The sequence below is a fragment of the Embleya australiensis genome (assembly GCF_051903075.1).
Taxonomy (GTDB): domain Bacteria; phylum Actinomycetota; class Actinomycetes; order Streptomycetales; family Streptomycetaceae; genus Embleya.
In genome coordinates this window covers 1,657,264-1,679,924 of sequence record NZ_CP182422.1, presented here as the reverse complement: position 1 = coordinate 1,679,924, position 22,661 = coordinate 1,657,264, and the positions used below count along the sequence as shown (strand labels likewise).

Sequence of the window (22,661 nt, the reverse complement as noted above, 5' to 3'; positions counted from 1 at the left end):
GCGGTCAGTGCCGTGGCGGCGGTGGTGTGTTGCCGAGAACGGCCGCGGGCTCGCCCGAGGTGGTGGGCGGTTCGGCCGGCTTCGGCGGCTGGGTGGTGGTGGGGCGGCCGCGCTCGCCGGCGCCGAATGCGGCGAGGGCGAGCAGGAGTACGGCCAGGGCGACGGTGGTGACGGTCGGGATGTACCAGCCGGCGTCGGTCGCGGGTTCGGTGAGTGCGGCCAGCGTTGCTATCCCGCCCGCGTAGAGGAGGGCGCCCGCGAAGGCGGGTATGCCGCGCCGACCGGCGCCGGCGGCGACCGCGCCCGCGATCAGCGCGAGCAGGAGCAGCACGCCGGACAGGCCGATCAGGGACGGCCCGAAATCGTCCCCGGTGCAGCCGCGTTGTCCGAAGTCGTCGCACGAGCCCAAGGCGGCGGCGCGGATCGCGTAGGTCCCGATCAGCCAGCCCGCCGAGGTCACGCCGGCGAACGGGAGGAGCCACCCGCGAAGGGCGGCCGGGACGGGGTGGGACGCCGGTGCGTCGGTGCTCATGGTCGGAGGCTAGGCGGCGTGCGGGACGCGCGGATGAACGGCCAGGAAGCGTGGAGTGAAGGCTGCGTGGCCCGGCGGGCGGGCGGACCGGGTAGGGGACGCAAGCGACCGGGACGGGGCAGGGGCGGGGCGGGATCGGACCGGAATGGAGCGGTTCGGGGTTCCGGGCCGGCCGTGGTGGGTCGATCCCGGCCCCTCGGCCCTCGGCCTCCCGCCCCCGCCGGGCAGTCGGGTCAGGTCTTGGGCGTTGCGCCGTGTGCGGCTGCGAAGGCGGCGATCCGGGCGGCGAAATCCGTGTCGGCGGCGGTGATTCGGTCGCCGGCGTCGTGGGTGGTCAGGGCGAAGGTCAGGGTGCCGTAGAGGATGGTGATCCGGGCGTGGTGGTTCGCCTGGTCCTCGGCGGCGGCGACGGTCGCGTAGAAGGCGGGTACATCGGCGCGGGCGCAGGCGTACGTCGCGGTCAGTTCGCCGTCGGTGACCTGCCAGCCCGGGAGGTCGGCGAGGGCCTTGGTCAGTTCGGCGTCGGTGAGCGGCTGGGGTGCCACGGTGGGTCCTCTCGTCGGACGTGGGCGCGGACGCCGGGGCCGCGGACCGGGAACCGGCTCCGGTCGCGGCACCGGCTCCCGCCAGTATGGCGGCGTCGGTTCGCCGGGCGCGGTATTGAACGACGTTCTAACATGGCGGCAGGCGAGGTCCGCCGTCGAACGAACCAGGGGTGCTGAGCATGGCGGGGACACGGCGCAAACGGCTGGAGCAGCCCCGGGAAGTGGTGCTCCAGGCCGCGATGGACGCGATCGCCGAGCACGGGCTGGCGCAGCTGACCATGGCGGGCCTGGGCAAGCGGATCGGGATCAGCGGCGGCCATGTCGCCTACTACTTCGGGTCCAAGGAACAACTCCTGGTCGAGACGCTGCGCTGGAGCGAACAGGGATTCGCCGAGCGGCGACGGTCCCTGCTGGGCGCTACCGAGGTGCCGCGCGCCGAGCGGCTGGCCGGCTACATCGACCTGTACCTGCCCGACGAGCGCGCCGACCCGCGCTGGACGTTGTGGCTGGAGGTGTGGACGCGCTCCCTGGCCGACCCGGACGTGCTGGCCGCGAGCGTGGAGATCGAGGGCCCGTGGATGGCCGATCTGCGGGCGGTGATCGCGCCGCACCCGGATCCCGACGGGTACGTGTTGCGCCTGCACGCGCTGCTCGACGGGCTGGCCACTCGGATCGTGATCGGCGCGCCCGGGCCGTCCCGGGCCGAGATGGTTCGGCAGGCGACCGGGTTCGCGGTACGCGAGGCGGGTGTCGAGCCGGGGGCCGAGCCGGGCGCGGATCCGGGCGTCGGGCCGGGGGCGGATCCCCGTACGAACCACACGGACAGGTGATCGGGGGCCGAATTCCTCCCGTTCGGCGCGGACCGGTCGCATTGTGGACGGATGAAGTGGTGGCAGAACCCGAAGCTGCTCGCGGTGCTCGGCACGGTGGTGGCCGTGCTGGTGGCCGTGGGTCTGGCCCATCGCGACGGGCCGGCCCGGACCGGTCCGGCGTCGGGCGAGGGGGCACCGGTCGGCGCGGTCGCGGAGGCGGTTCCGAGTACCCCGGCGGCTCCGGCGGTTCCGAGCCACGCGGCGTCCGCGAGTCCTCGGGCGACGAAGCTCTCGTCCGTGCCGAGGAACGTGCTGCCCGATCTGGTCGGTGCGGACCTGCAGGAGGCGTGGGACGGTGCGCGCCGGGCCGGCTACCGGTTCGTCGCCTCGCACGACGCGAGCGGGCGGGGGCGGCGGCAGTTCATCTTCAGCAGTTGGAAGGTGTGCGACCAGAGTCCCGATCCGGGGCCGCTGGACAAGGGACTCCGGGTCGAGTTGGGCGTGGTCCGGCACGACGAGAAGTGCCCCACCGGAGCGGCGCCGACCGCCGAGCCCAAGGTGGTCGACGGCCGGATGCCGAACCTGGTCGGGCGCAGCGTCATGGTCGTCCGGCGCGGCCTGCGCGGTGACGCCCACGTCGACGTGGACGACCTCGGCGGCGGGCGGCCGGTGCTGATCGAGACGCACTGGGTCGTCTGTACCCAGCGACCGGCCGAGGGGCAGCCGGTGCCGGACACGGTGGGGGTGGGCGTGGTGAAGTACGGGGAACGCTGCCCGGGTTGAGGCCCGGGCGGGCCGCGCCGCCGTCGGTCAGAGTCCCAGTGCTTCGCGGGCCGGGTCCACCAGCTTGCGTACCGTGCGACCGTCGGCGAATCGGCCCAGCGCGGTCATCGTCCAGATCGGTCCCTCGCGGACGAGCTTGCACATCAGCACACCCGTGCGCGGTTCGGAGCCGGACAACTCGAAGCGCACCAGTTCGGTGTCGGTGGTGTCGTCGACCAGGCGGCAGAAGGCGCGCGAGACCTCGGTGAACTTCTGGCCCAGGAACGAGTTCACGGTGAAGACGAGGCCGGTGACGTGCGGCGGGAGTGCGTCGAGGCGGACCACGATCGACTCGTCGTCGCCCTCGCCCTCGCCGGTCAGGTTGTCGCCGGTGTGCTTGATCGCGCCGTCGAGGCCGGACAGTTTCATGAACCAGACCGCGACCACCTTCCTGCCGTGCGCGTCGAAGGCGATGCAGGAGGCGTCCAGGTCGATGCTGCCGCCGGACTTGGCCGGGTCCCAGCCCAGTCCCATGCGCACCCGGGTCAGCGGCGGTGCGCCGGTCTTGACCAACGACACCGACTGGTCCTTGCGCAGGCTGACGCGGCCCTTGTCGAGGTTGATCGGGGTGTCGGTGCGGGTGGTGGTGCCGGTGCCGGTGGGCAGGGGGGCGGTACGGGCCTCGGCGGGGGCGGGTGTCGGGGGCGGCGGCGGCGGGGGCTGCGTCGTCAGCGGGCGGCGGGGGATCGGCGGCGGGATCGGCGCGGGCCTGGGCGGCTCGTGTGGCAGCAGCGGCGCGACCGGCGCGGTCGGGGTGTCGTCGTACGCCGGGGGCTCGGGGCGGGTGGGCGGCGCCGGCTGCGGGCGGGTGGGCGGCGGCGGGGCCGGGTCGTCGTCGACGGAGACGCCGAAGTCGGTGGCGATGCCCGCGAGTCCGTTGGCGTAGCCCTGGCCGACCGCGCGCACCTTCCACGCGCCGCCGCGCCGGTACAGCTCGAGCAGCACCAGCGCGGTCTCGCGGCCCAGGCCGTGCGGGGTGAACGTGACCAGCGCCTCGCCGGACGGGTCGCGCACGGTCGCGGTGGGCGGGGTGGTGCCGCCGAAGGTGACCGGTGTGCCGGGGCCGCCGTCCAGGCTCAGCGTCACCGTGATCGTCTGTACGTCGGCCGGCACCGCGGCGGTGTCCACGTGCACCGCGGCCGGTTGACCGGGGCCGGCCGCGAGATACCGGACACCGGGTCCGTTCGGCTGGTTGTAGAAGACGAAGTCGGCGTCGGAGCGCACCTTTCCGGTCCCGGCGAGCAGCAGCGCCGATACGTCCACCGGCGCCGCGAAGGCGACCTCCACCACCACGGCGGCCACCGCCAGCGGGCAGTTGCCACCCTTCGAGAGCGTCACCGACATGCGCACCCCTCCGCTCCCCGGACCCCACCGAGCCGGCCGGTACGACACTACCGACGCGGGCCCGCCCACCGCAGCGAACCACCCCACCCACGGCCCCCAACCACCCCCGACACACCCCGTCCCTATCGCCGGATCAGGCCCGCGTCGTATGCCAGTAGGCCTGCCTGGGTTCGGTTGGTGCAGGCGAGTTTGGTGAGCATTCGGGAGACGTAGCTCTTTACCGTGGTTTCGCTGAGGAACAGGCGCTCCGCCGTTTGGGCGTTGGACAGGCCCTCTCCGATGCAGGTCAGCACCTCGATCTCGCGTTCGGTCAGGGACGCGACGGCGAGGGCGGCGCGTTCGCGGGCGGCGTTGCGGCCGGAGGAGGCGGTCACCAGGTCGCGGGTCACCGCCGGGGACAGGACGGTGTGGCCGTCCATGGCCACCCGGACCAGGCCGATCAGGTCCTCCGGCGGGGTGTCCTTGAGCAGGAACCCGGCCGCGCCCGCGTGCAGGACGCGCAGGATGTACTGCTCCAGCCCGAACGTGGTCAGCACGATCACCCTGGGCGCACCCGGCAGGTCGACGATCTGTTCGATGGCGGTCAGGCCGTCCACGCCCGGCATGTGCAGGTCCATCAGGACCACGTCGGGCCGATGGCGCAGGACCGACTCGACCGCCTCGGCGCCGTCGTACGCCTCGCCGATCACCTCGATGTCGTCGGCCACGCCGAGAATCGTGCGCAGGTGGGCGCACACCATACGTTCGTCGTCGACGAGCAGGACGCGGATCATGCGGGCTCTCCGGTGGTCGTGGTCGTGGCGCCGGCGGGCAGTATGGCCAGCAACTCGTAGCCGCCGTCGGGCAGTGGGCGGGTGCGCAACGTCCCGGCCACCAACTCGACCCGCTTGCGCAGACCGAGCAGGCCGTTGCCGCCCGAACCCAGGGCGACGTCGACCGCCCGGGTGGGAGCCGAGTTTCGCACGGTGATCCGGACCTCGTCGCCCACGTAGTGCAGGCGGATGTCCACCCCCGCTCCCGGCGCGTGTTTGTGCACGTTGGTCAGCGCCTCCTGGACCACCCGGTAGGCGGCCCGGCCGACCACGGGCGAGGTCGGGTGCGGCTCGCCGAGCGTGACCAGGTCGACCGGGATGCCCGCCGAGCGCGAATCGGCCACCAGGTCCGATAGGTCGAGCACCGCACGCGGGCCGACCACCACCGAGCCCACTTGCCGCTCCGATCGGGTCACCGCGACCAGCCCGCGCAACTCCTCCAACGCCTTGCAGCCCACCAGGCGCAACTCCTCGGCCGACGCCCGTACGTCCTCGTCCCGGGCGCGGGTGCGCAGCGCGCCCGCCTGGAGCACCATCAGGCTGACCCGGTGGGTGATCACGTCGTGCATCTCGCCCGCGATCCGGGCCCGCTCCTCCATCCGCACCCGTTCGAAGCCCAACTCGCGCTCCCGAACCACCCGTTCGGCCCGATCCGCGCGCAGTCGGCGGCGCGCGGCGACGTAGAGGCCGAGCAGGACGGGGACCAGCGCGAGGCCCGCGCCGGTGAGGATGTTCAGCGGGCGCGGATGGCTCCACGGTTGTGCGGTCGTCACCACCAGCGCCCCGATCAGCCCCCACGCGCGCCGTCGGTCCTCGACACCGGCCCCCACGGCATAGGCCGCGAAGTAGAGCACGTGGGTCGGATACACCAGCCCCACCGCACAGATCGCGGCGCCCGAGCCGAACGGCGCACGTCTGCGGTACAGCAGCAGCGCACCGCTCAGCACCGCGCTCACCTGGTGCAGGTACGGCCAGCCGACCAGGCCGGCGTCGCGCCCCATGCGCAGGGTCAGCCCCAGGGCGACGCCGATCGCCGCGACCAGCACGTCGAACCCGAACGAGCGGCGACTCGCCCACCAGGCGCGGATGCTCACCAGGTCACGGTAACCGGCCCCGGGAGCGGGTCGCACGAACGGCACCGGCGGTGCGCCGGCACAGGAGCCCGACGCGCCGCCGCAGGTCATGGGACCGTCGATCATCGGCGGGCGGTCATTCCGTGGAGATCGCGGCCAACACGTTCATCCGCGAGGCTCGCAGTGCGGGCAGCAGGGCGGCGAGCAGGCCGACCACGCCGGCGCCGATGACCACCGCGGCGATCGTCCCCCACGGGATGGTCAGCACGTCGAGGCCCTGCGAGGCGAGCATGCGCTGCGCCGCGACACCCCAGCCCACCCCGAGCGCCAGTCCCAGGACCGCGCCGAACACCGCGATCACCGCCGACTCCAGGCGGATCATCCGCCTCAGCTGGATCCGCGACATGCCGATCGCGCGCAGCAGTCCGATCTCGCGCGTGCGCTCGATCACGGACAGCGCCAGGGTGTTCACCACCCCCAGGATCGCGATGATGATCGCCAACCCGAGCAGGCCGTAGACGAGCCGCAGAACGATGTTGGTCTGATCCTGCACGGTCTGCTTGTAGTCGGCCTGATCGCGCAGTTTCACCTGCGGGTAGGGCTTGAGCGCGGCCTCCAGCGCGGCCCGCACGGTCGAACTCTTCGCCCCGTCGGCGACGTTGGCCATGATCACCGAGTCGAGCAGGTCCGGGACGAGCTTGGCCAGCGTGTCCAGGCCGACCACGCCGGAGCCGGCGTTCGCGAGGCCGATGCCCTCGTCGTCGATCACCGCGCCGACCCGCAACTCGGCGGTCCGGCCGTTGGGCGTGCGCAGCGTCACCGTGCCGCCGACGCCCAGGTCGTGCTTCTTCACATAGGACTTGGGCAGCGCGATCCGACCCGGGGCGAGCCCGTCGGGGGCGCTGCCGGCGGTGTACTTCTGCTTCAGCATCGTGTCGATGCCCGGATCGGCTCCGGTCACCGTGATGGTCTCGGACGATCCGTTGAACAGCACCTTGGCCTCGGTCTCGCGCTGGCGCACCACATTGCTCACGCCGGACACCTTGCGCACCGTCTCCGCCACGTCGTGCGTGAAGTTGAGCCCGCCGTCGCTTTCCAGGGTGTAGTCGGCGCCCAGGCGCTGGTCGATCTGCTTGCCGACCGAGTCCTTCATCGACGTGGCCACCACGGACAGCGAGGCGACCAGCGCCACGCCGATCATCAGCGCGGCGGCGGTGGCGCCGGTGCGGCGCGGATTGCGCAGCGCGTTTTCCCGGCTGAGCCGGCCGACCGTGCCGAACAGGCGCGGGAACGCCCCCGCCAGCCACGGGATCACCGCTCGGGCCAGCACGGGCCCGAGCACGATGAAGCCGACCAGGGTGCCGACCAGGCCACCGGCCAGGGCGAGCCCGTGCGCCGCGTCCAGCTTGGTCGCGGAGGCGCCGACCGCCAGGGCGATCGCGCCGAGCGCGGTGACCGCGGTGCCGCCGACGGCGCGCCCGCGCAGCGACTTCGCGGGCGGCGCGCCGGCCTCGCGCAGCGCCGCCATCGGGCTGACCCGGGCCGCCCGGCGCGCGGGCAGGTAGGCGGCGACCAGGGTCACCACGACCCCCACCGTGTAGGCGATGATCGGCGTCGCGGATTTGATCACCAGCGGGGCGCCCTTGAGGTCGACCCCGAGCGACTTCATCAGCATCAACAGGCCCTGGGCCAAGCCGAGTCCGCCGAGCAGGCCCAGCGTGGAGCCGACCACCGCGAGCAGTGTCGCCTCCACCAGCACGGAGCGGTTCACGTCGGCCCGACCGGCGCCGATCGCGCGCATCAGGCCCAACTCGCGCGTGCGCTGGGCGACCAGCATCGAGAAGGTGTTGAAGATCAGGAACGTGCCGACCAGGAGCGAGACACCGGCGAAGCCGAGCAGCGCGTACTTGACCACGTCGAGCGCCTGGCCCAGGTCGGCCGAGGAGGCGTCGGCTTCCTCCGCGCGGGTCCTGACGTCGACGTCGCCGCCCAGCTTGGTGACGACCCGCGCCTTCAGCTCCTTTTGGTCCACGCCGGGCTCGGCGGTCAGCGACACCGACGTCACCATGCCCGGCTTGCCGAGCAGCCGATCACGGGCGGCGGCGCCGTCCAGGAACAGCATGGTCGTGCCGGGGTTGATCGTCTTGAAGTCGGCCAGGCCGACCACGGTCGCGTCGAACGCGCCGGGCGCGGCGACCACGTGCACCCTGTCGCCCAACCGCACCTTGTTGTGGTCGGCCGAGTCGCTGTCCAGGATCACCTCGCCGGGACCCTGCGGCGCCTTCCCGCGCTCGAGCACGACGGGGGACTGCTTGGTGGGGAACCAGTCGGCGGCCTGCACCTGGGGATCCGAGGTCAGCCCGACCTTCTTGCCCTTCCCGTCGACCACGATCACGTTGGTGACCGTGATGTCGGGATGCGCGTCGGCCACGCCCGGCACCGAACGGGCGGCGGCCACGATCGAGTCGGGCACGGTCGGCTGCTGGCCGCTCTTGCCGAGCCGGTCCTCCCGGAACTCCTTCTTCGGCTTGACCGTGACATCGGCCGCGGCGGTGCGCGAGAGGTCGTGAAACGTCTTGCTGATCGTGTCCGTGAACATCAGCGTGCCGGCCACGAACGCGACCGAGAGCAGGATCGCCAGCGCGGAAAGGACCATGCGCGCCTTGTGGGCCAGGAAGCTGCGGAGCGTTGCCTTGAGCATGTCGGCGCCTCAGTTCGCGGAGCGGGCGAAGCGCTGCATGCGCGCGAGCACCGTGTCGGAGGTCGGCGACAACATCTCGTCCACGACCCGACCGTCGGCCAGGAACAACACCCGGTCCGCGTAGGAGGCCGCGTTCGGGTCGTGGGTGACCATCACGATGGTCTGGCCCAGGTCGTTGACGCTGCTGCGGAGGAAACCCAAGACCTCGGCGCCGGAGCGCGAGTCGAGGTTGCCGGTCGGCTCGTCGCCGAAGATGATCTGCGGTTTGCTCGCCAGCGCGCGGGCGCACGCGACACGCTGCTGCTGGCCGCCGGACAACTCGCTCGGCCGGTGCTTGAGCCGGTCGCGCAGCCCGACGGTCTCGATGACGGTGTCGAGCCAGGCCTTGTCCGGCTTGACCCCCGCGATGTCCATCGGGAGCGTGATGTTCTCCAGCGCGGTGAGCGTGGGCAGCAGGTTGAACGCCTGGAAGATGAAGCCGATCTGATCCCGCCGCAGCCGGGTCAGGTCTCGGTCCTTGAGCCCGGTGATCTCGGTGTCCCCGATCCAGCTGTGGCCGGAGGTCACCGAGTCGAGGCCGGCCAGGCAGTGCATGAGCGTGGACTTGCCCGACCCGGACGGGCCCATGATCGCGGTGAACCGGCCGCGGCCGATCTCCACATCGACCTCGTCGAGCGCGACCACGCGGGTCTCGCCCTCGCCGTACCACTTGCTCAGCGCCCGGCAGCGGGCCGCACTGCCCTTGGCCCGATCCTCGTGATCGATGCGCCGGTAGGCGTCGGGTTCGACGGGCCCACCCGACGGGGAGGCCGGGGTCGGGGGGCGCCGGCGGTTTCCGGGAGACATGCGGGGTGCTCCTTGCGGTGGGGGTCCTGGCTACCTCCCCAGCCTTCGCCCCGGGCGGGTGCGCCCGATAGCCGCGAACGTGGCCACCGCTGTCACTAAAGTTGCATCCAAGATTTCCTTTGTTGTCGAACAGCCGCCCGCCCTCACGCCGTCGACGTCAGCCGGGCCAGTACCAACCCGCCCACGATCAGCACGAGTGCCGCGATGCGTCCCGCGCTCAGCGCGTCGTGCTGGATCGTGATGCCGAGGGTGATCGCGCCGACGGTGCCGATCCCGGTGAACGCGGCGTACGCGGTGCCCACCGGCAGGTCCCGCATGGCCACCGACAGCAGATACACCGCCGTCGCGCCGAGCAGGAAGCAGATCACCGTCGGCAGCGGCTTGGTGAATCCCTCGGTCGGCTTGATGCTCTGCGACCACACGACCTCGACGAGGCCCGCCGCGAGCAGGATCAACCAGGCCATCAGTACCCCTCCACGAGTGAGCGTCCCAGCTCCGCGGCGCGCTCCAGCGCCTCCGCGTGCGAGGAACGGTGCTGCTCCAGCCGCTCGGCCAGCGCCGGGTCGACGAGCGAGTTGGTCAGTTCGGTACCGAGCACGATCGCGTCCGTGACGGCGTAGTGCCCGGTGAAGAAGTCCAGGAGATAGCGCGTCTGGTGGTCGAACGGCGCCCGGGGGGTGCCCGGCAGGTAGGACCCGCCGCGCGCGGAGGCGACCACGAAACGACGCGGCGCGAGCGACATCTTCGGGAAGGTGACCTGGTCGATCCACGCCTTGAGCTGCGCGGACACGCCGAAGTTGTACATCGGCGCGCCGATCAACACGACGTCCGCGGCGACCAGTTCGGCCAACAGCGGCTCGACCGTGGCCCATGCCTTGCGCTGCTCGGGCGTACGCACGGCTTGCGGGTAGTCGGCGATCGCGGTGATCCCCTCGCGCAACATCGTGTCGCAGATCTCGGTCCACGCCTGGTCGATCGGCGGGACCGGCCGCGCGGTGAGGTCCCGGTAGGTGTACTCGGCGTCCGGCCGCGCGCCGCGCCAGGCGTCGGCGAAGGCGGCGCCCAGGGTCCGCGAGAACGAGTCGGCGCGGGCGCTGGAGTCGAGGTGGAGCAGGCGAGGCATGGGCACTCCCGAGGTCTAAGTGGACGGACTGTCCGCTTGATGGGTGAGACCGTAACAGGCAAGCGGACATGCCGTCCACTTAACCGATCGCGCCATCGCCAGGCCCACCTCGGGATAAATGGACGCGGCGTCCACTTGCTGGTTAGGGTGGGGATCATGACGAAACGCACCGACTTGCTCACCGGTCTCCCGGTCGCCGCGGACGGTGCGGCGCCGCCACGGGAACGTGCGGACGCCGCCCGCAACCGGGCCCGTGTGCTGGCCGCGGCCGAGGAGCTGTTCGCGACCGGCGATCCGGCCGAGGTCACGATGGAGGACATCGCCAAGGCGGCCGGCATCGGCCGCGGCACGCTCTACCGCCGTTATCCGGACCGGGCCTCCATCGCCCGCGCCCTCCTCGACGAACACGAGCGCGCGCTGCAACACGAAATCCTGCGCGGCGCACCGCCGCTGGGCCCGGACGAGCCGGACCCGGCGGCCCGCCTGGCGGCCTTCTACGCGGCGATGGTCGACCTGCTGGAGCGGCACGTACACCTGCTCCTGGGCGCCGAAACGGGCAGCGCCCGCTACCGAACGGGCGCGTACGCGTTCTGGCACACGCACGTACGGATCCTGGCCGCGGACACCGCAGACCCGACAACCCTCGCCGACGTGCTTCTCGCCCCACTGGCCCCGGAGCTGTACCGCCGCCAGCGCGACCAGGACATCGAACCGGCACGGATCAAGGCGACATTGGCGGGGTTGGCGTACGCGATGTTGTCGGCGGCTCCGGGGGAGGGGTCGGCGACTGGTGGTGAGCCCAGGCCGTGAGGTGAGCGGGGGTGCGGCTCAGGCGGGCAGGCCCCCGGGCTGGGGTCGCGAGGTGTGCGTGTCGGGGAGGCGGGGTCGCGGCGGGAGCCGGTCGGGCAACCGGAGTCGTACGCAAGCCGGGGTGAGGCGGAGTCGTGTCGGCGGCGCTGCTGCTTGTTGGGCGCTTCGCGCCGGCTCGCGAGGGACCACTTTTTTCTCTCCCCCGCTTCGCTCCTCCGAGAAAAAAGCGGCCCCTCGCTCGGGGTCGGGTGTCCCTCCGCTTCGCTCCGGGCCACCCGACCCAAAACTCGCGGCTCCGCCGCTCTCCGCGCTTCGCGCGTCGATCTCCAGGGTCAGCCCGGGTCGGGGGGCGCTGACGCGCCGAAGGGGTGTGCCCACGACTCGGGTCACCGGGGAAGGCCCGTGTCGCGACGGTGGCCATCTCGAGGAGCCGCGTCGTACGGGGGCCGGGCGTCCCCGACCGCCGCCCGCGTGGCGCGTCAGCGCCCACGACTCGGGCCGCCCACGCGATCGACGCGCGCAGCGCGGAGAGCGGCGGAGCCGCAGAACTCGGGCTGGGTGACCCGGAGCGAAGCGGAGGGGCACACAGCCCCGAGCGAGGGGCCGCTTTTTCTTGGAGGAGCGAAGCGGGGGAAAGAAAAAGCGGTGCCTCGCGAGCCGGCGCGAAGCGCCCAATAAGAAGCAACGCCGCCAATACGCCCCGGCCTCCCCGCCCCGCTTACCTTGCGCCCTCGGCCTCCCCGCCCCGCTTACCTTGCGCCCTCGGCCTCCCCGCCCCGCTTACCTTGCGCCCTCGGCCTCCCCGCCCCGCTTACCTTGCGCCCTCGGCCTCCCCGCCCCGCTTACCTTGCGCCCTCGGCCTCCCCGCCCCGCTTACCTTGCGCCCTCGGCCTCCCCGCCCCGCTTACCTTGCGCCCTCGGCCTCCCCGCCCCGCTTACCTTGCGCCCTCGGCCTCCCCGCCCCGCTTACCTCGCGCCCCCGGCCTCCCCGCCCCGCTTACCTCGCGCCCCCGGCCTCCCCGCCCCTCCCGCCCACCAGCGACCAGGTCGCCCCTGAATGCCTCCACCCGAAGCGCCCATCCCCTCCCCAACGCGCCGCCTTTGCCCCTGCGGCCGCCAGCCAGGACGACTCGCGAACCAGCGCCGGGACGTTCCAACCACGTGACGGGCCGCCCGTCGACCTGGCCATCCGGCGGTCGGTCAAGCCGGCGCGACCCGAGCGTTGGGCACTCATACTGGGTGCCACGGCTTGGAGTGCGCGGTCGATGTGGGATCGGGGCGGAGCGCGGTGGATCCGGTGCAGGGGCGGTTGTTGGCGACGGCGATCGGGGGTGCGTTGCGGCGGTTGACGGCGCCGCCGCCGGGGGCGCGGCTCGTGGATGCGCCCGTGCGGATGGGTGGGCGGGTGGCGCGGCGGCGGGAGCGGCGCGAGGTGCGTACGGCCGACGTGGATCGGCTGACCCGCACGCTGACCCTGCGACTGGCCGATGCCGAGCCGGACTTCGCCCGCCTGGCGCCGGCCGAGGGTGAGCGCATCGTCGCGGCGGTCGTGCGCACCCTCGACGGCACGGTGACCATGGACGACGTGCAGGCCGCGGGCCTGGATCCGGCCGCGCTGCGGGTGCGGATGGAGGCCCGCGTCGAGGCGTCGGCGGAGCGCGCGGCGCCGCTGTACGGCGTGTTGCTCGACGAGTGTTGCGCGCAGATCGTGGACTTCTTCACGAAGCAGCCGGAGTTCCTGGCCCGAACCATGGTCGAACAGGCGGCGGGCCAGGCCGAGTTGTTACGCCGGGTGCCGGAAACGGAGGCGTTGGACGAGGAGTTCGCGCGACGCTACTGCGCCGGCCTGCGGGCGAAGTTGGACCAGGCCAGGCTGTTCGGGGTCACCGAACTCGACCCGGAGGACAGCACATACGAGCTGACCACGGCTTACGTGAGCCTCGTCGTGCAGACCCGTCGCGACCAGAGGCCCCTGCGGCGGTGGGACGACGAGGCGGCGCAGGCGGACACCACGCGCAGCCTCCTCGAAGACGCCCTCGCCCGCCGCGACCGCATGGTCCTCGAAGGCCCGGCCGGATCGGGCAAAAGCACGCTGCTGCGCCGGCTCGCGGTGCACGTCGCCTCGGGCGATCTGCCGGACCGGCTGGCATCCTGGTCCGGGCGGGTGCCGTTCCTGTTGAAGCTGCGGGCGATGGTGGTGGACGACCGGCTGGTGCTGCCGGATGTCGCCGACTTCGTTACCGCGTCCGGGTCTACGCTGGGCGGCGAGCAGCCGCCGGGGTGGGCGGCCCGCCGGCTGCGGGCGGGGCGGGCCGCGGTCTTCGTCGACGGCCTGGACGAACTGCCCGAGGAGCACCGGGCGGACGCCCTCGACTGGGTGGAGCAGCTGTGTGTGGACTACCCGGACGCGGCCTACCTGCTCACCTCCCGACCCCGGGTGTTGTCCGAGCGGCGGCATCGACGGTTCCGGGAGGCGGGCTTCGTCGCCGGTGAACTCCAGCCCATGTCGAGCGCGCAGGTCGAGTTGTTCGTCGACCGCTGGCACCGCGCCCAGCCCGGAGACCCGGACGATCTCGCGGCCTGCGCGGAGCAGTTGAAGCACACCCTGGACAGCCGCCGGGACCTGGCCCGACTCGGCACGAACCCGCTGCTGTGCGCGCTGATGTGCGCCCTGCACCGACACGCCGACCAGGCCCTCCCCGAGGGCCGCACCGAGTTGTACCGCTCGGCGATGGCGATGCTGCTCGGCGGCCGGGAACGAGCGCGGCGCATCTCCACGAGCCGGGTGCGTCTCCAGCCGACGCAGATGGAGAAGGTACTGGCCGCGCTGGCGATGTGGATGACCCTCAACGGCCGCCGATCGATCCCGGATCGGGTCGCGACGTCATGCGTGGCCGACGTACTCACCCGATTCCGTCAGACGGTCGAACCGCCTTACACCGCACGGGAGGTACTGGACAGCCTGGTCGACCGCAGCGGCCTACTCCAACAACCGGAGGCGGACGTCTACGAGTTCCGACACGCAAGCTTCCAGGACTACCTGGCGGCACTGGAGATCATCCGATCGGAACACGTCGACCATCTGATCAACCACGCCCACGACCCGCTCTACCACGACGTCTTGATCATGGCGGTCGCCCGCACCCAGGACGACCCCTCGCGGCAGCGGGAGTTGCTGGACGGTTTGATCGCGCGAGCGGAAGCGGACGAGGAGCATCGGGCACGGTTGTGGTTGCTAGGCGTCGCGTGTGTGTCCGGGGCAGGCATGGTGGACCCGGAGCCGGCGGACCGGTTCCGGGAGGAAACGGCCAAGCTCCTGCCCCCGCAGGACGCGAGTGCGGCGGAGGATCTGGCCACCGCAGGGGAGTTCGTGCTCGATCTACTCGCGGACCTGACCCGGACGCAGCGAGTCTCGGACGAGACCGCGATCAACATTGTGCGGGTGGCGCGCCGGATCGGAGGCGAGGCCACGATCCCGCTGCTGCGTCGCTTGCGGGACCGGGATTCGACGCGGATCCGCCTGCGACTGTTGGGAATGTGGGAGACCCTGACGGATTGGGAGCGCTACTACACAACGGTCCTGACCCACGTCAGGCTCGACGACTGTCAGGTGCCGATCCCGGATCCGGCGGCTCTGGGACTGCTCGCGGGACGTCGGGATGTGCAGAGCATCAACCTCCCGGCCGAACTGTCGGAGATTCCCTTGTCGGCGCTCGCCGCGCTCCCGCGGCTTTATGCGCTCGGAGTCGCCCACACCTCGATCACGGACCTCGGCCCGCTGACCGAGCTGCCGCAGGTGACTTCGTTGACGCTCGGCCCCGCACAGCGCGCGGAGCCGGCGCTGTTGGCCCCTCTGCCGTGGATCACCACCTTGTCCTTCCACGGTGATCCCTTGGTGGAGAGCGTGCGTGTCCTGCCGGAGGCGCCGAACCTGAGCTACGTCTATCTGCACGACACGGGCATTCGAGATCTGTCGGGCCTGACCAAGTACCCGAACCTGAGCACGCTGGGCATGGTTTCCACCCCCGCCACCGACCTGAGCGCGCTGCGCGATTCACCCACGCTCGGAATGTTGCTCATCGACGACTCCCGGGTGACGGACATCTCCCCGTTGGTCGACCTGCCACGGCTTTCCCACCTGGGCATCGCCGCATGCCCGATATCCGACCTCAGCCCCTTGGCCGACCTCCCGGCCCTGAAGTGGCTGCGGATCGACGAGACACAACGGGACCACCTCGGTGCTCTCACCCAACGGGTCGCCGAAGGCCGACTCGAACTGGACGTGAGCGCGGACTTCGGCTGACCTCCTCGGCCGGCGCCTACTCCTGCGACGGCGTTGCCACCCGCAGCCGGTTCCCGTCCGGATCCCGCAGATGCACCTCCCGCGCCCACGGCTGCTCCTCCACCGCCACGCCGAATTCGCGGGCCACCTCATCCACGTCGGCGACCCACATGTACACCAGCGTGTCCGGGGTCGCGTCGCCCGTGTGTTCGCTGAGAAACAGCTTCACCTCACCCCTCGCGACCTCGACGAAGGCCGGCAGGTGCGGCTCGAACCGGTGCTCCCACTGCTTCACAAAGCCCAAACGGCCATACCAGGCAACGGACACGGCAGCATCGACCACACGCAGGATCGGGATGGCTTGTTCCCTCATGACACGCACCCTCGCACCCCGGCCCGACATCCGGCCGGTTCCTCGCCGAGTGCCGTGTCATCCGGGGGCCAGAGGGTAACGGCTCGGCGGAGGCGCCGGACGACCCGCTCGGTGCCCATCACACTCACCATCCGCATCCGTGGAGGACCCATGGCCATCGCGTCCGTCAATCCGGCTACCGGGGAGACGATTGAGGAGTTTGCCGAGATTGGGGAAGGTGAGATCGATGCTCGGATCGGGCGGGCCGATGAGGTGTTTTGGGGGCATCGGGGGGACTCATATGAGTCTCGGGCTCGGTTTATGCGGCGGGCTGCCGATCTGCTGGATGCGGAGCGGGATGAGGTTGCGGCGGTGATGACCGCCGAGATGGGGAAGACGCTGGGTGCCGCTCGGGCCGAGGTGGGCAAGTGTGCTCGGCTGTGTCGGTTCTATGCGGAGCGGGCGGCCGGGTTTTTGGCGGATGAGCCGGCCGATGCCGATGCCGTGGGGGCGCGGCGGGCCTATGTGCGGTATGAGCCGCTCGGGCCGGTGTTGGCCGTGATGCCGTGGAACTTTCCGTTGTGGCAGGCCATGCGGTTTGCCGCGCCCGCGTTGATGGCGGGCAACACCGGGTTGCTCAAGCATGCGTCGAACGTGCCGCGTACCGCGTTGTACATGGGGGAGTTGTTCACCCGCGCCGGGTTTCCCGAGGGGGCGTTCCAGACGCTGTTGATCGGGTCGAAGCTGGTCGAGCGGGTGTTGTCGGACCCGCGCGTGGTGGCCGCGACGCTCACCGGCAGTGAGGGGGCCGGGCGGTCGATCGCGGCGATCGCCGGGCGCGAGTTGAAGAAGACCGTGCTCGAACTGGGCGGCTCCGACCCGTTCCTGGTGTTGCCCTCCGCCGATGTCGAGGCCGCCGCGCGGACCGCGACCACGGCTCGGACCCAGAACAACGGGCAGAGCTGCATCGCGGCCAAGCGGTTCATCGTGCACACCGACGTGTACGACGCGTTCGCCGAGGCGTTCACGGCGAATATGGCCGCGCTCCGGGTCGGCGACCCCACCGCCGAGGGCACCGACGTCGGCCCGCTCGCCCAGGAGCAGGGGCTGCGCGACGTCACCGAGCAGGTCGAGGACGCCCGGGCCAAGGGCGCCCGGATCCGGTGCGGCGGCGAGCGCCCGGCCGGCCCCGGCTGGTACTACCCGCCGACCGTGGTCGCCGACCTGACCCCGGACATGCGGATGTACACCGAGGAGGTGTTCGGGCCGGTCGCCGGGCTGTACCGGGTCGCCGACCTCGACGAGGCGATCGACCTCGCCAACGCCACCGCGTTCGGCCTCGGAGCCAACGCCTGGACCACCGACGAGGCCGAACAGGCCCGCTGCATCGCCGAGTTGGCCGCCGGGGCGGTATTCGTGAACGGCATGGTCACGTCCTATCCCGAACTGCCCTTCGGCGGGATCAAGTCCAGCGGCTACGGCCGCGAACTCGCCGCGCTCGGCATCCGCGAGTTCTGCAACGCCAAGACGGTCTGGGTGGGCTGAGCGGCGCGGCCGGCGCTACCGCTGCCGGATCACCGCCTCCTGCACCACCGAGGCCACCAGCACGCCGTCGTGGTTGTAGAACTCGCCCATCGCCAGCCCGCGCGCGTCCTGCGCGGACGGGGATGCCTGGGCGAACAGCAGCCACTCGTCGGCCCGGAACGGGCGCAGGAACCACACCGCGTGGTCGAGCGAGGCCATCTGGAGCGTCGCCGGGTTGGTGATGTACGGCTTCGCGGCGGTGCCGGCCAGGGTCAGGTCGGACATGTAGGTCAGCCCGCACACGTGCAGCAGCGGGTCGTCGGGCAGCTGCTTGGCGGCGCGCATCCACACCCGCTGGTGCGGGATGCCGTCGACCATGTGAGTGCCCGGCGAGCGGTCCTCCGGGACGAAGCGCAGGTCCATCAGGAGCCGGGTCTGCGACTCCTCGTAGTGCGCGCGCTCCTCGGCGGACAATTTCTCGTACGGGTCCGGCAGGTCCTCCGGCAGCGGTACATCGGGCATCGCGCGGCGGTGTCCGGGGGTGTCCTCGGCCACCTTGAAGGACGCCGACAGGGTGAAGATCGCCGCGCCGTGCTGTACGCCGGTCACGCGCCGGGTCGCGAAGGAGCGCCCGTCGCGGACCCGGTCGACCTGGTACACGATCGGCGCCGTGGTGCTGCCGGGGCGCAGGAAGTAGCTGTGCAGCGAGTGCACGTGCCGCTCCGGGACCACCGTGCGGCCCGCCGCGACCAGGGCCTGTGCGGCGACCTGGCCGCCGAAGGCGCGCAGCGGGGCGCCCGCGTGGCACCAGCCGCGGAAGATGTTCTCCTCGATCTGCTCCAGCCGCAGCAGGTCGAGGAAGGTCTCGGCCCGGCCCGGGCCCTCGTCGGCAAGATCGTGTTCGCTCACCCTGCCCATGATGGACTACGGCCGCTCGGGCCGTCGCCCAGCCCGTCGCCGCGCCCGCCCGCCGCGCCGCTCAGCCCGCCGCGCTCAGGAACGCCCTCACGATCGGCCCGGCCGACTGCCCGCCGGTCACCCCGCCCTCGACCCAGACCGCCACCGCGATATCACCCCGGTAGGCGACCATCCAGCCGTTGTTGGGCCGACCGCCGCCGACCTCGGCGGTGCCGGTCTTGGCGCCCACGTCGCCGCTCAGGCCGCCGAGCGAGGCGCGCGCGGTGCCCTCGGTGACCACCGCGCGCATCAGCGTGCGCAACTGCCCGCTCACGGCGGGGGACAACGAGTTCGGGGCCCGCCACAGGCCCTCCTGGTCGGTGAGCAGGTGCGGCTGGCGGAAGGTGCCGGACTTGGCGGTGGCCACCACCGAGGCCATGGTGAGCGGGTTCATCTGTACCTGCCCCTGGCCGATCATGTTCGCGGCCTTCATGGTGTCGTTCGACGCGGCGGGCACCCGGCCGTCGAACGAGACGATCCCGGTCTTCCAGTCGCCGCCGATGCCGAAGCAGTCGTGCGCCATGGTGGACAGGTCCGCGCCGGTGAGCTTGCCGGAAAGGTTGGCCATGGTGGTGTTGCAGGACTGGGCGAAGGCCAGCTTGAAGCTGCCTTCCGGGAACGCGCGGCCCTCGGAGTTGGTGAACCGCATGCCGCCCGCGTCGGCCGATTCGGGGCAGCCCACCTTTTCGTCGAGGCCGACCGCGCCCTTGGACAGCAGCGTGGCGGCGGAGACGATCTTGAACGTCGAGCCGGGCTGCGTGGTGGCCAGGAAGGCGTTGTTCTGGCCGGCGGCCGGGTTGTTGGCCACCGCGACGATCTCGCCGGTACTGATCCGCACCGCCGCCAGCGAAGCGGTCCGCGACTCGCCCTTGACCGCCCGCTCGGCCGCCGTCTGGAGGTTCGCGTCGAGCGTGGTGCGGATCCCGCCGTCCCGGGGCGCGGCGGTGACCGGCTCGCCGAGCGTGGCGAGTTGTTTGACCAGGGTCCGGGTGGCCGTGTCGACCAGCCGGACCACGCCGCCCGGCTTGGCCTGCTCGCCGGGCTTGGCCTTGCTCGCCAGGCCGGTACGGATCGCGGCCAGGGACGGGTTGTCTGTCGGGGACAGCGCCGTACCGTCCTTCGCCCGCAACACGTCGCCGCCCACACCACCCTGGTTGGGCGCCAGTTCGAGCGAGGTGCCCGAGGTCAGCTCCGGATGCGGGGTGGCCGGGGACCAGGCGACCAGGTAGCCGCGATCCGCGCTCTTGGCCACGTCGAGGGCGCCGGTGTACGACCAGTCGCCGGCGGATCCGAGGGTCAACTTGGCGGTGAACGGCACCGGGACCGTCCCGTCCGGCCGCGCGGGGGCGGGCTCGCCCACGGTCAGCGTGCGGGCGGTGACCTTCAGCCCGTCGTTCAGGGCCGGCAGCGCCGTGGACGCGGCGCTCACATCACTGGTGAGCCGGGCCGCGCGGGTCCAATTGCCCGCCTGCCATTCGCCGAGGAATAATCGCGCGGCGTCGAGCGGGCTCCGCTCGCCCCGAGTCGCGGTCTCGCTCGGTCGCGCGGTCGGGGTCGAGCCGTCGTCGTCCTTCAGGAATGAATAGGCCCCGTAGCCCGTGCCGAGGACCAACACCAGGGCCAGAACCAGGAAAATCCAACCACCCCGGCGTCCGGCCCCGCCGTGGTCCGCGTCTTCGTAGTCGTCGAATCCGCCGCCGTACTCGCGCTCGTCGCGCTCTTCGCTCCGGTAGTGCTCTGCGTCGTGCATGCCCACCCCCATGCGGTGCCGCCGGCTCCGGCGGCAGGGGCGTGAGTTTACGGGCCCGCCAAAGAGTCGGTGGGCTCCAGGGCCCTTTTGTTGCCGAGAGGAAAGCGCACTTGTTCGAACAAGAAGTCGCTCGGCGATCCGAGGCGGACGCCCCCGGGATCACGTCGTCAGCAGCGCCACCAGCCGGTTCGTCAGCTCGTCGACCCGCGCCGCCATCACCCGGAACGACTCGATCGGCTCGCCCATCGGGTCGTCGAGTTCGTCGGCGGGACGGGCCAGTCGGCTCGCCGGTCGCCGCGCGTCCACCCCGGCCACCCAGTCGGCGAGCGGCAGCGTGCCGCGCGGGCCGAACGCCTCGCCCAGGCGCACCAGTTCGCCGAGCAGGAAGGTGCGCGGCAGGGCGTCGGCGGCGAGCGCGTCGATCGCCCAGTGGTGCTCGCGGGACATGCCGATCACCAGGTCGGCGGCGCGCAGCAGGTCGGCGGTGAGCTTGCGGCTGCGGTGCGCGGGCGGGTCGATGCCGTGCTCGATCAGCACCAGCGCGCTGTTGTCCGCCATGGGCCGGGCGTTCCAGTCGATGGTGCCCGCCGAGGACACCTCGCTCGGCAGCGCGGACCCGGCCAACCGGTCGCGCAGCATGGCCTCGACGACGGGGGAGCGGCAGATGTTTCCACTACATACGACCAGCACCGATGCAGTCACGCTGCGGATCCTAGAACGCCGCGAGCGCGGCCCTCGGGCCGCCCCGGGGTCCGATCCCGGGGCGGATCCGTACGGGGATGACGGGTGATCAGTAGGCTGACCGCGCTGAGGGGGCCAGGAATCGGCGCAGTGAATGGGGCGAGGGCTTGTTCGGGATCATCCGGCCGTGCCGGCATCGACTGTCGGAGAAGTTGCAGAGCGAGTGGATGGCGCACCTGTGCGGCATGTGTCTGGCGCTGCGGGACGACCACGGGCAGGCGGCGCGCGTCGCCACCAACTACGACGGGTTGATCATCTCGGTCCTGGTCGAGGCGCAGTCCGCCCGGCCGACCGCGGACGGGCGGCGCAAGGCCGGTCCCTGTCCGCTGCGCGCGATGCGCCGGGCCGAGGTGGCCATGGGCGAGGGGGCTCGGCTCGCGGGCGCGGTGTCCCTGGTGCTCGCGTCGGCGAAGATGCGCGACCACATCGACGACGGCGACGGGGTGTACCGGCGGCGCGCGGTCGCGGGCGGTGCGCGCCGGGTCGCCGAGCGCTGGGCCCGGCAGGGTGCGGGCACCGCGCTCGACGTGGGCTTCGATACGGCCGTGATGGTCGAGGCGGTGGACCGGCAGGTCGAGGTCGAGGCGCTGGCCGGACCGGGCGTGTCGGTGCTGGTGGTGACCGAGCCGACCGAGACGGCCACCGGCGCGGCGTTCGCGCACACCGCGGTGCTGGCCGAACGGCCGGACAACGCCGAGTCGTTGGCCGAGGCGGGACGGTTGTTCGGCCGGCTCGCGCACCTGCTCGACGCGGTCGAGGACATCCACGCCGACCGGGCGGCCGGCGCGTGGAACCCGCTGTTGGCCACCGGGACCGGGCCGGACGAGGCGTACCGGCTGTGCCGCGACGCGGCGACCGGTATCCGACTGGCCCTGGCCGAGGTCGAGTTCGTCACGGGCGCGCTCGCCCACCGGCTGCTCGTGCACGAGGTCGACGAGGCGATCGACCGGTCGTTCCGGCACGCGGGCTTCCCCGTCGAGAACCCCTCCTGCTCGGTCGGCGGCAAGCACGGCAGTGGCTGCGCCAAGCACGGCGAGCGGGCCGAACCCCGGCTCGCCGCACGCCCCGACGGGTCCTGGCCGAACCAGCCGCCGAACCAGACGCCCACCCAGCCGCCGCCCGGCAGCCCGTACGACCCGAACAGCCCGTGGGGTCCGCCCGGCGGCCCCACTCCGCCCCCGCCGCCGCCCGGCGGGCACAACGTGTTCGTCGCCTGTGCCATCTGGGCCGGGTTGTGCTGTACCTGCCAGTGGTGTTGCCGGGAGACCTTCGAGGATCCGTGCACCGGTCAACAGCGGCAGGGGTGTTGCCACAAGTGTGACTGCGGGGACTGCTGCGACGGATGCGACTGCTGTGGCAACTGCTGCGAATGCGGCGAATGTTGCTCGTGCGACTGCGGTTGCTGAGCGCGCCCGACCACACGCGGGCGCTCGCGTCGATCTTCGCGCGGGCGCCCGCGCCGACCCGCTCCCGGGCGCTCCCGCCGGGTGCGCCGTATCCGACAAGGCGTCGGAAAGCCGAGAAAATCCCCGAACTGGCATTCGACGGGAAAAACGCCCAACCGTAACGTCTTGGCAAAGCATCTTCGGTCCGATTGACCCTGCTTTCGCCGCCCAACCACGATCAGCGATGACC

Annotated in this window: 19 protein-coding genes; 6 read left to right on the top strand and 13 right to left on the bottom strand. The window is 71.9% G+C overall.

Translation table 11 applies throughout. From position 1 onward, the window contains the following. Positions 1 to 4 precede the first annotated feature (4 nt). Both ACMXN5_RS06945 and ACMXN5_RS06940 read right to left on the bottom strand, forming a co-directional pair. Positions 5 to 532, bottom strand: a complete 528-nt coding sequence (locus ACMXN5_RS06945; RefSeq protein ID WP_439674505.1) for a hypothetical protein — start codon at positions 530 to 532, stop codon at positions 5 to 7. A gap of 233 nt (positions 533 to 765) precedes the next feature. After that, complete coding sequence (locus ACMXN5_RS06940) at positions 766 to 1,077, bottom strand: 4a-hydroxytetrahydrobiopterin dehydratase (RefSeq protein ID WP_439674504.1); 312 nt, start codon at positions 1,075 to 1,077, stop codon at positions 766 to 768. 179 nt (positions 1,078 to 1,256) lie between these two features. Between ACMXN5_RS06940 and ACMXN5_RS06935 the strand changes: the two genes are divergently transcribed. Both ACMXN5_RS06935 and ACMXN5_RS06930 read left to right on the top strand, forming a co-directional pair. After that, entirely contained in the window at positions 1,257 to 1,907 is a 651-nt protein-coding gene (locus tag ACMXN5_RS06935; RefSeq protein WP_439674503.1) for a TetR/AcrR family transcriptional regulator, read from the top strand. Between the two features lie 51 nt (positions 1,908 to 1,958). Next, complete coding sequence (locus tag ACMXN5_RS06930; protein ID WP_439674502.1) at positions 1,959 to 2,672, top strand: hypothetical protein; 714 nt, start codon at positions 1,959 to 1,961, stop codon at positions 2,670 to 2,672. Between the two features lie 27 nt (positions 2,673 to 2,699). On the opposite strand, the gene ACMXN5_RS06925 is transcribed toward ACMXN5_RS06930, so the two are convergent. From ACMXN5_RS06925 to ACMXN5_RS06895, 7 genes are all read right to left on the bottom strand, one after another. After that, positions 2,700 to 4,055 (bottom strand): TerD family protein, encoded by a 1,356-nt coding sequence (locus ACMXN5_RS06925; RefSeq protein ID WP_439674501.1) that lies wholly within the window; start codon positions 4,053 to 4,055, stop codon positions 2,700 to 2,702. A 122-nt stretch (positions 4,056 to 4,177) separates the two neighbouring features. Beyond that, a complete protein-coding gene (locus ACMXN5_RS06920; protein WP_395785782.1) occupies positions 4,178 to 4,828 on the bottom strand; it encodes a response regulator in 651 nt (216 codons plus the stop codon). Further along, positions 4,825 to 5,961 (bottom strand): sensor histidine kinase, encoded by a 1,137-nt coding sequence (locus ACMXN5_RS06915; protein ID WP_439674500.1) that lies wholly within the window; start codon positions 5,959 to 5,961, stop codon positions 4,825 to 4,827. Before ACMXN5_RS06915 ends, ACMXN5_RS06920 begins: the two co-directional genes overlap by 4 nt. A gap of 115 nt (positions 5,962 to 6,076) precedes the next feature. Continuing rightward, positions 6,077 to 8,641 (bottom strand): ABC transporter permease, encoded by a 2,565-nt coding sequence (locus ACMXN5_RS06910; RefSeq protein WP_439674499.1) that lies wholly within the window; start codon positions 8,639 to 8,641, stop codon positions 6,077 to 6,079. Positions 8,642 to 8,650: 9 nt separating this feature from the next. Further along, positions 8,651 to 9,487 (bottom strand): ABC transporter ATP-binding protein, encoded by an 837-nt coding sequence (locus ACMXN5_RS06905; protein WP_439674498.1) that lies wholly within the window; start codon positions 9,485 to 9,487, stop codon positions 8,651 to 8,653. A gap of 143 nt (positions 9,488 to 9,630) precedes the next feature. Then, positions 9,631 to 9,951, bottom strand: coding sequence for a DMT family transporter (locus tag ACMXN5_RS06900; RefSeq protein WP_380008206.1), 321 nt, complete (start codon positions 9,949 to 9,951; stop codon positions 9,631 to 9,633). Continuing rightward, positions 9,951 to 10,610, bottom strand: a complete 660-nt coding sequence (locus ACMXN5_RS06895) for an FMN-dependent NADH-azoreductase (protein WP_439674497.1) — start codon at positions 10,608 to 10,610, stop codon at positions 9,951 to 9,953. The genes ACMXN5_RS06900 and ACMXN5_RS06895 overlap by 1 nt, the downstream gene beginning before the upstream one ends. 156 nt (positions 10,611 to 10,766) lie before the next feature. On the opposite strand from ACMXN5_RS06895, the gene ACMXN5_RS06890 reads away from it, so the two are divergent. After that, positions 10,767 to 11,420, top strand: a complete 654-nt coding sequence (locus tag ACMXN5_RS06890; protein ID WP_439674496.1) for a TetR/AcrR family transcriptional regulator — start codon at positions 10,767 to 10,769, stop codon at positions 11,418 to 11,420. Positions 11,421 to 12,708: 1,288 nt separating this feature from the next. Then, on the top strand, positions 12,709 to 15,723 hold the full coding sequence (locus ACMXN5_RS06885) for an NACHT domain-containing protein (protein ID WP_439674495.1): 3,015 nt from the start codon (positions 12,709 to 12,711) through the stop codon (positions 15,721 to 15,723). Positions 15,724 to 15,739: 16 nt separating this feature from the next. On the opposite strand, the gene ACMXN5_RS06880 is transcribed toward ACMXN5_RS06885, so the two are convergent. Continuing rightward, positions 15,740 to 16,075 carry a glyoxalase superfamily protein gene (locus ACMXN5_RS06880; protein ID WP_439674494.1) on the bottom strand — a complete coding sequence of 112 codons (336 nt, stop codon included), beginning with the start codon at positions 16,073 to 16,075 and terminating at the stop codon, positions 15,740 to 15,742. A gap of 150 nt (positions 16,076 to 16,225) precedes the next feature. On the opposite strand from ACMXN5_RS06880, the gene ACMXN5_RS06875 reads away from it, so the two are divergent. Further along, positions 16,226 to 17,599 (top strand): NADP-dependent succinic semialdehyde dehydrogenase, encoded by a 1,374-nt coding sequence (locus ACMXN5_RS06875; RefSeq protein WP_439674493.1) that lies wholly within the window; start codon positions 16,226 to 16,228, stop codon positions 17,597 to 17,599. 15 nt (positions 17,600 to 17,614) lie between these two features. Here the strand turns inward: ACMXN5_RS06875 and ACMXN5_RS06870 are convergent, their stop codons facing one another. From ACMXN5_RS06870 to ACMXN5_RS06860, 3 genes are all read right to left on the bottom strand, one after another. After that, the gene (locus tag ACMXN5_RS06870; RefSeq protein WP_126643663.1) at positions 17,615 to 18,496 is read right to left on the bottom strand and encodes an acyl-CoA thioesterase; all 882 of its coding nucleotides are present in this window, start codon (positions 18,494 to 18,496) and stop codon (positions 17,615 to 17,617) included. Between the two features lie 61 nt (positions 18,497 to 18,557). Further along, on the bottom strand, positions 18,558 to 20,285 hold the full coding sequence (locus ACMXN5_RS06865) for a penicillin-binding transpeptidase domain-containing protein (RefSeq protein ID WP_439674492.1): 1,728 nt from the start codon (positions 20,283 to 20,285) through the stop codon (positions 18,558 to 18,560). Positions 20,286 to 20,444: 159 nt separating this feature from the next. Next, on the bottom strand, positions 20,445 to 20,987 hold the full coding sequence (locus ACMXN5_RS06860) for a low molecular weight phosphatase family protein (protein ID WP_439674491.1): 543 nt from the start codon (positions 20,985 to 20,987) through the stop codon (positions 20,445 to 20,447). Between the two features lie 146 nt (positions 20,988 to 21,133). On the opposite strand from ACMXN5_RS06860, the gene ACMXN5_RS06855 reads away from it, so the two are divergent. Further along, entirely contained in the window at positions 21,134 to 22,432 is a 1,299-nt protein-coding gene (locus ACMXN5_RS06855) for a DUF5685 family protein (RefSeq protein ID WP_439674490.1), read from the top strand. Positions 22,433 to 22,661 lie beyond the last annotated feature (229 nt).

What these genes read in the sequence shown, in the direction of transcription:
- ACMXN5_RS06945 (WP_439674505.1), bottom strand. Translation starts at nt 532, where the DNA reads ATGAGCACCGACGCACCGGCGTCCCACCCCGTCCCGGCCGCCCTTCGC.
- ACMXN5_RS06935 (WP_439674503.1), top strand. Translation starts at nt 1,257, where the DNA reads ATGGCGGGGACACGGCGCAAACGGCTGGAGCAGCCCCGGGAAGTGGTG.
- ACMXN5_RS06930 (WP_439674502.1), top strand. Translation starts at nt 1,959, where the DNA reads ATGAAGTGGTGGCAGAACCCGAAGCTGCTCGCGGTGCTCGGCACGGTG.
- ACMXN5_RS06925 (WP_439674501.1), bottom strand. Translation starts at nt 4,055, where the DNA reads ATGTCGGTGACGCTCTCGAAGGGTGGCAACTGCCCGCTGGCGGTGGCC.
- ACMXN5_RS06920 (WP_395785782.1), bottom strand. Translation starts at nt 4,828, where the DNA reads ATGATCCGCGTCCTGCTCGTCGACGACGAACGTATGGTGTGCGCCCAC.
- ACMXN5_RS06910 (WP_439674499.1), bottom strand. Translation starts at nt 8,641, where the DNA reads ATGCTCAAGGCAACGCTCCGCAGCTTCCTGGCCCACAAGGCGCGCATG.
- ACMXN5_RS06905 (WP_439674498.1), bottom strand. Translation starts at nt 9,487, where the DNA reads ATGTCTCCCGGAAACCGCCGGCGCCCCCCGACCCCGGCCTCCCCGTCG.
- ACMXN5_RS06900 (WP_380008206.1), bottom strand. Translation starts at nt 9,951, where the DNA reads ATGGCCTGGTTGATCCTGCTCGCGGCGGGCCTCGTCGAGGTCGTGTGG.
- ACMXN5_RS06895 (WP_439674497.1), bottom strand. Translation starts at nt 10,610, where the DNA reads ATGCCTCGCCTGCTCCACCTCGACTCCAGCGCCCGCGCCGACTCGTTC.
- ACMXN5_RS06890 (WP_439674496.1), top strand. Translation starts at nt 10,767, where the DNA reads ATGACGAAACGCACCGACTTGCTCACCGGTCTCCCGGTCGCCGCGGAC.
- ACMXN5_RS06880 (WP_439674494.1), bottom strand. Translation starts at nt 16,075, where the DNA reads ATGAGGGAACAAGCCATCCCGATCCTGCGTGTGGTCGATGCTGCCGTG.
- ACMXN5_RS06875 (WP_439674493.1), top strand. Translation starts at nt 16,226, where the DNA reads ATGGCCATCGCGTCCGTCAATCCGGCTACCGGGGAGACGATTGAGGAG.
- ACMXN5_RS06870 (WP_126643663.1), bottom strand. Translation starts at nt 18,496, where the DNA reads ATGGGCAGGGTGAGCGAACACGATCTTGCCGACGAGGGCCCGGGCCGG.
- ACMXN5_RS06865 (WP_439674492.1), bottom strand. Translation starts at nt 20,285, where the DNA reads ATGCACGACGCAGAGCACTACCGGAGCGAAGAGCGCGACGAGCGCGAG.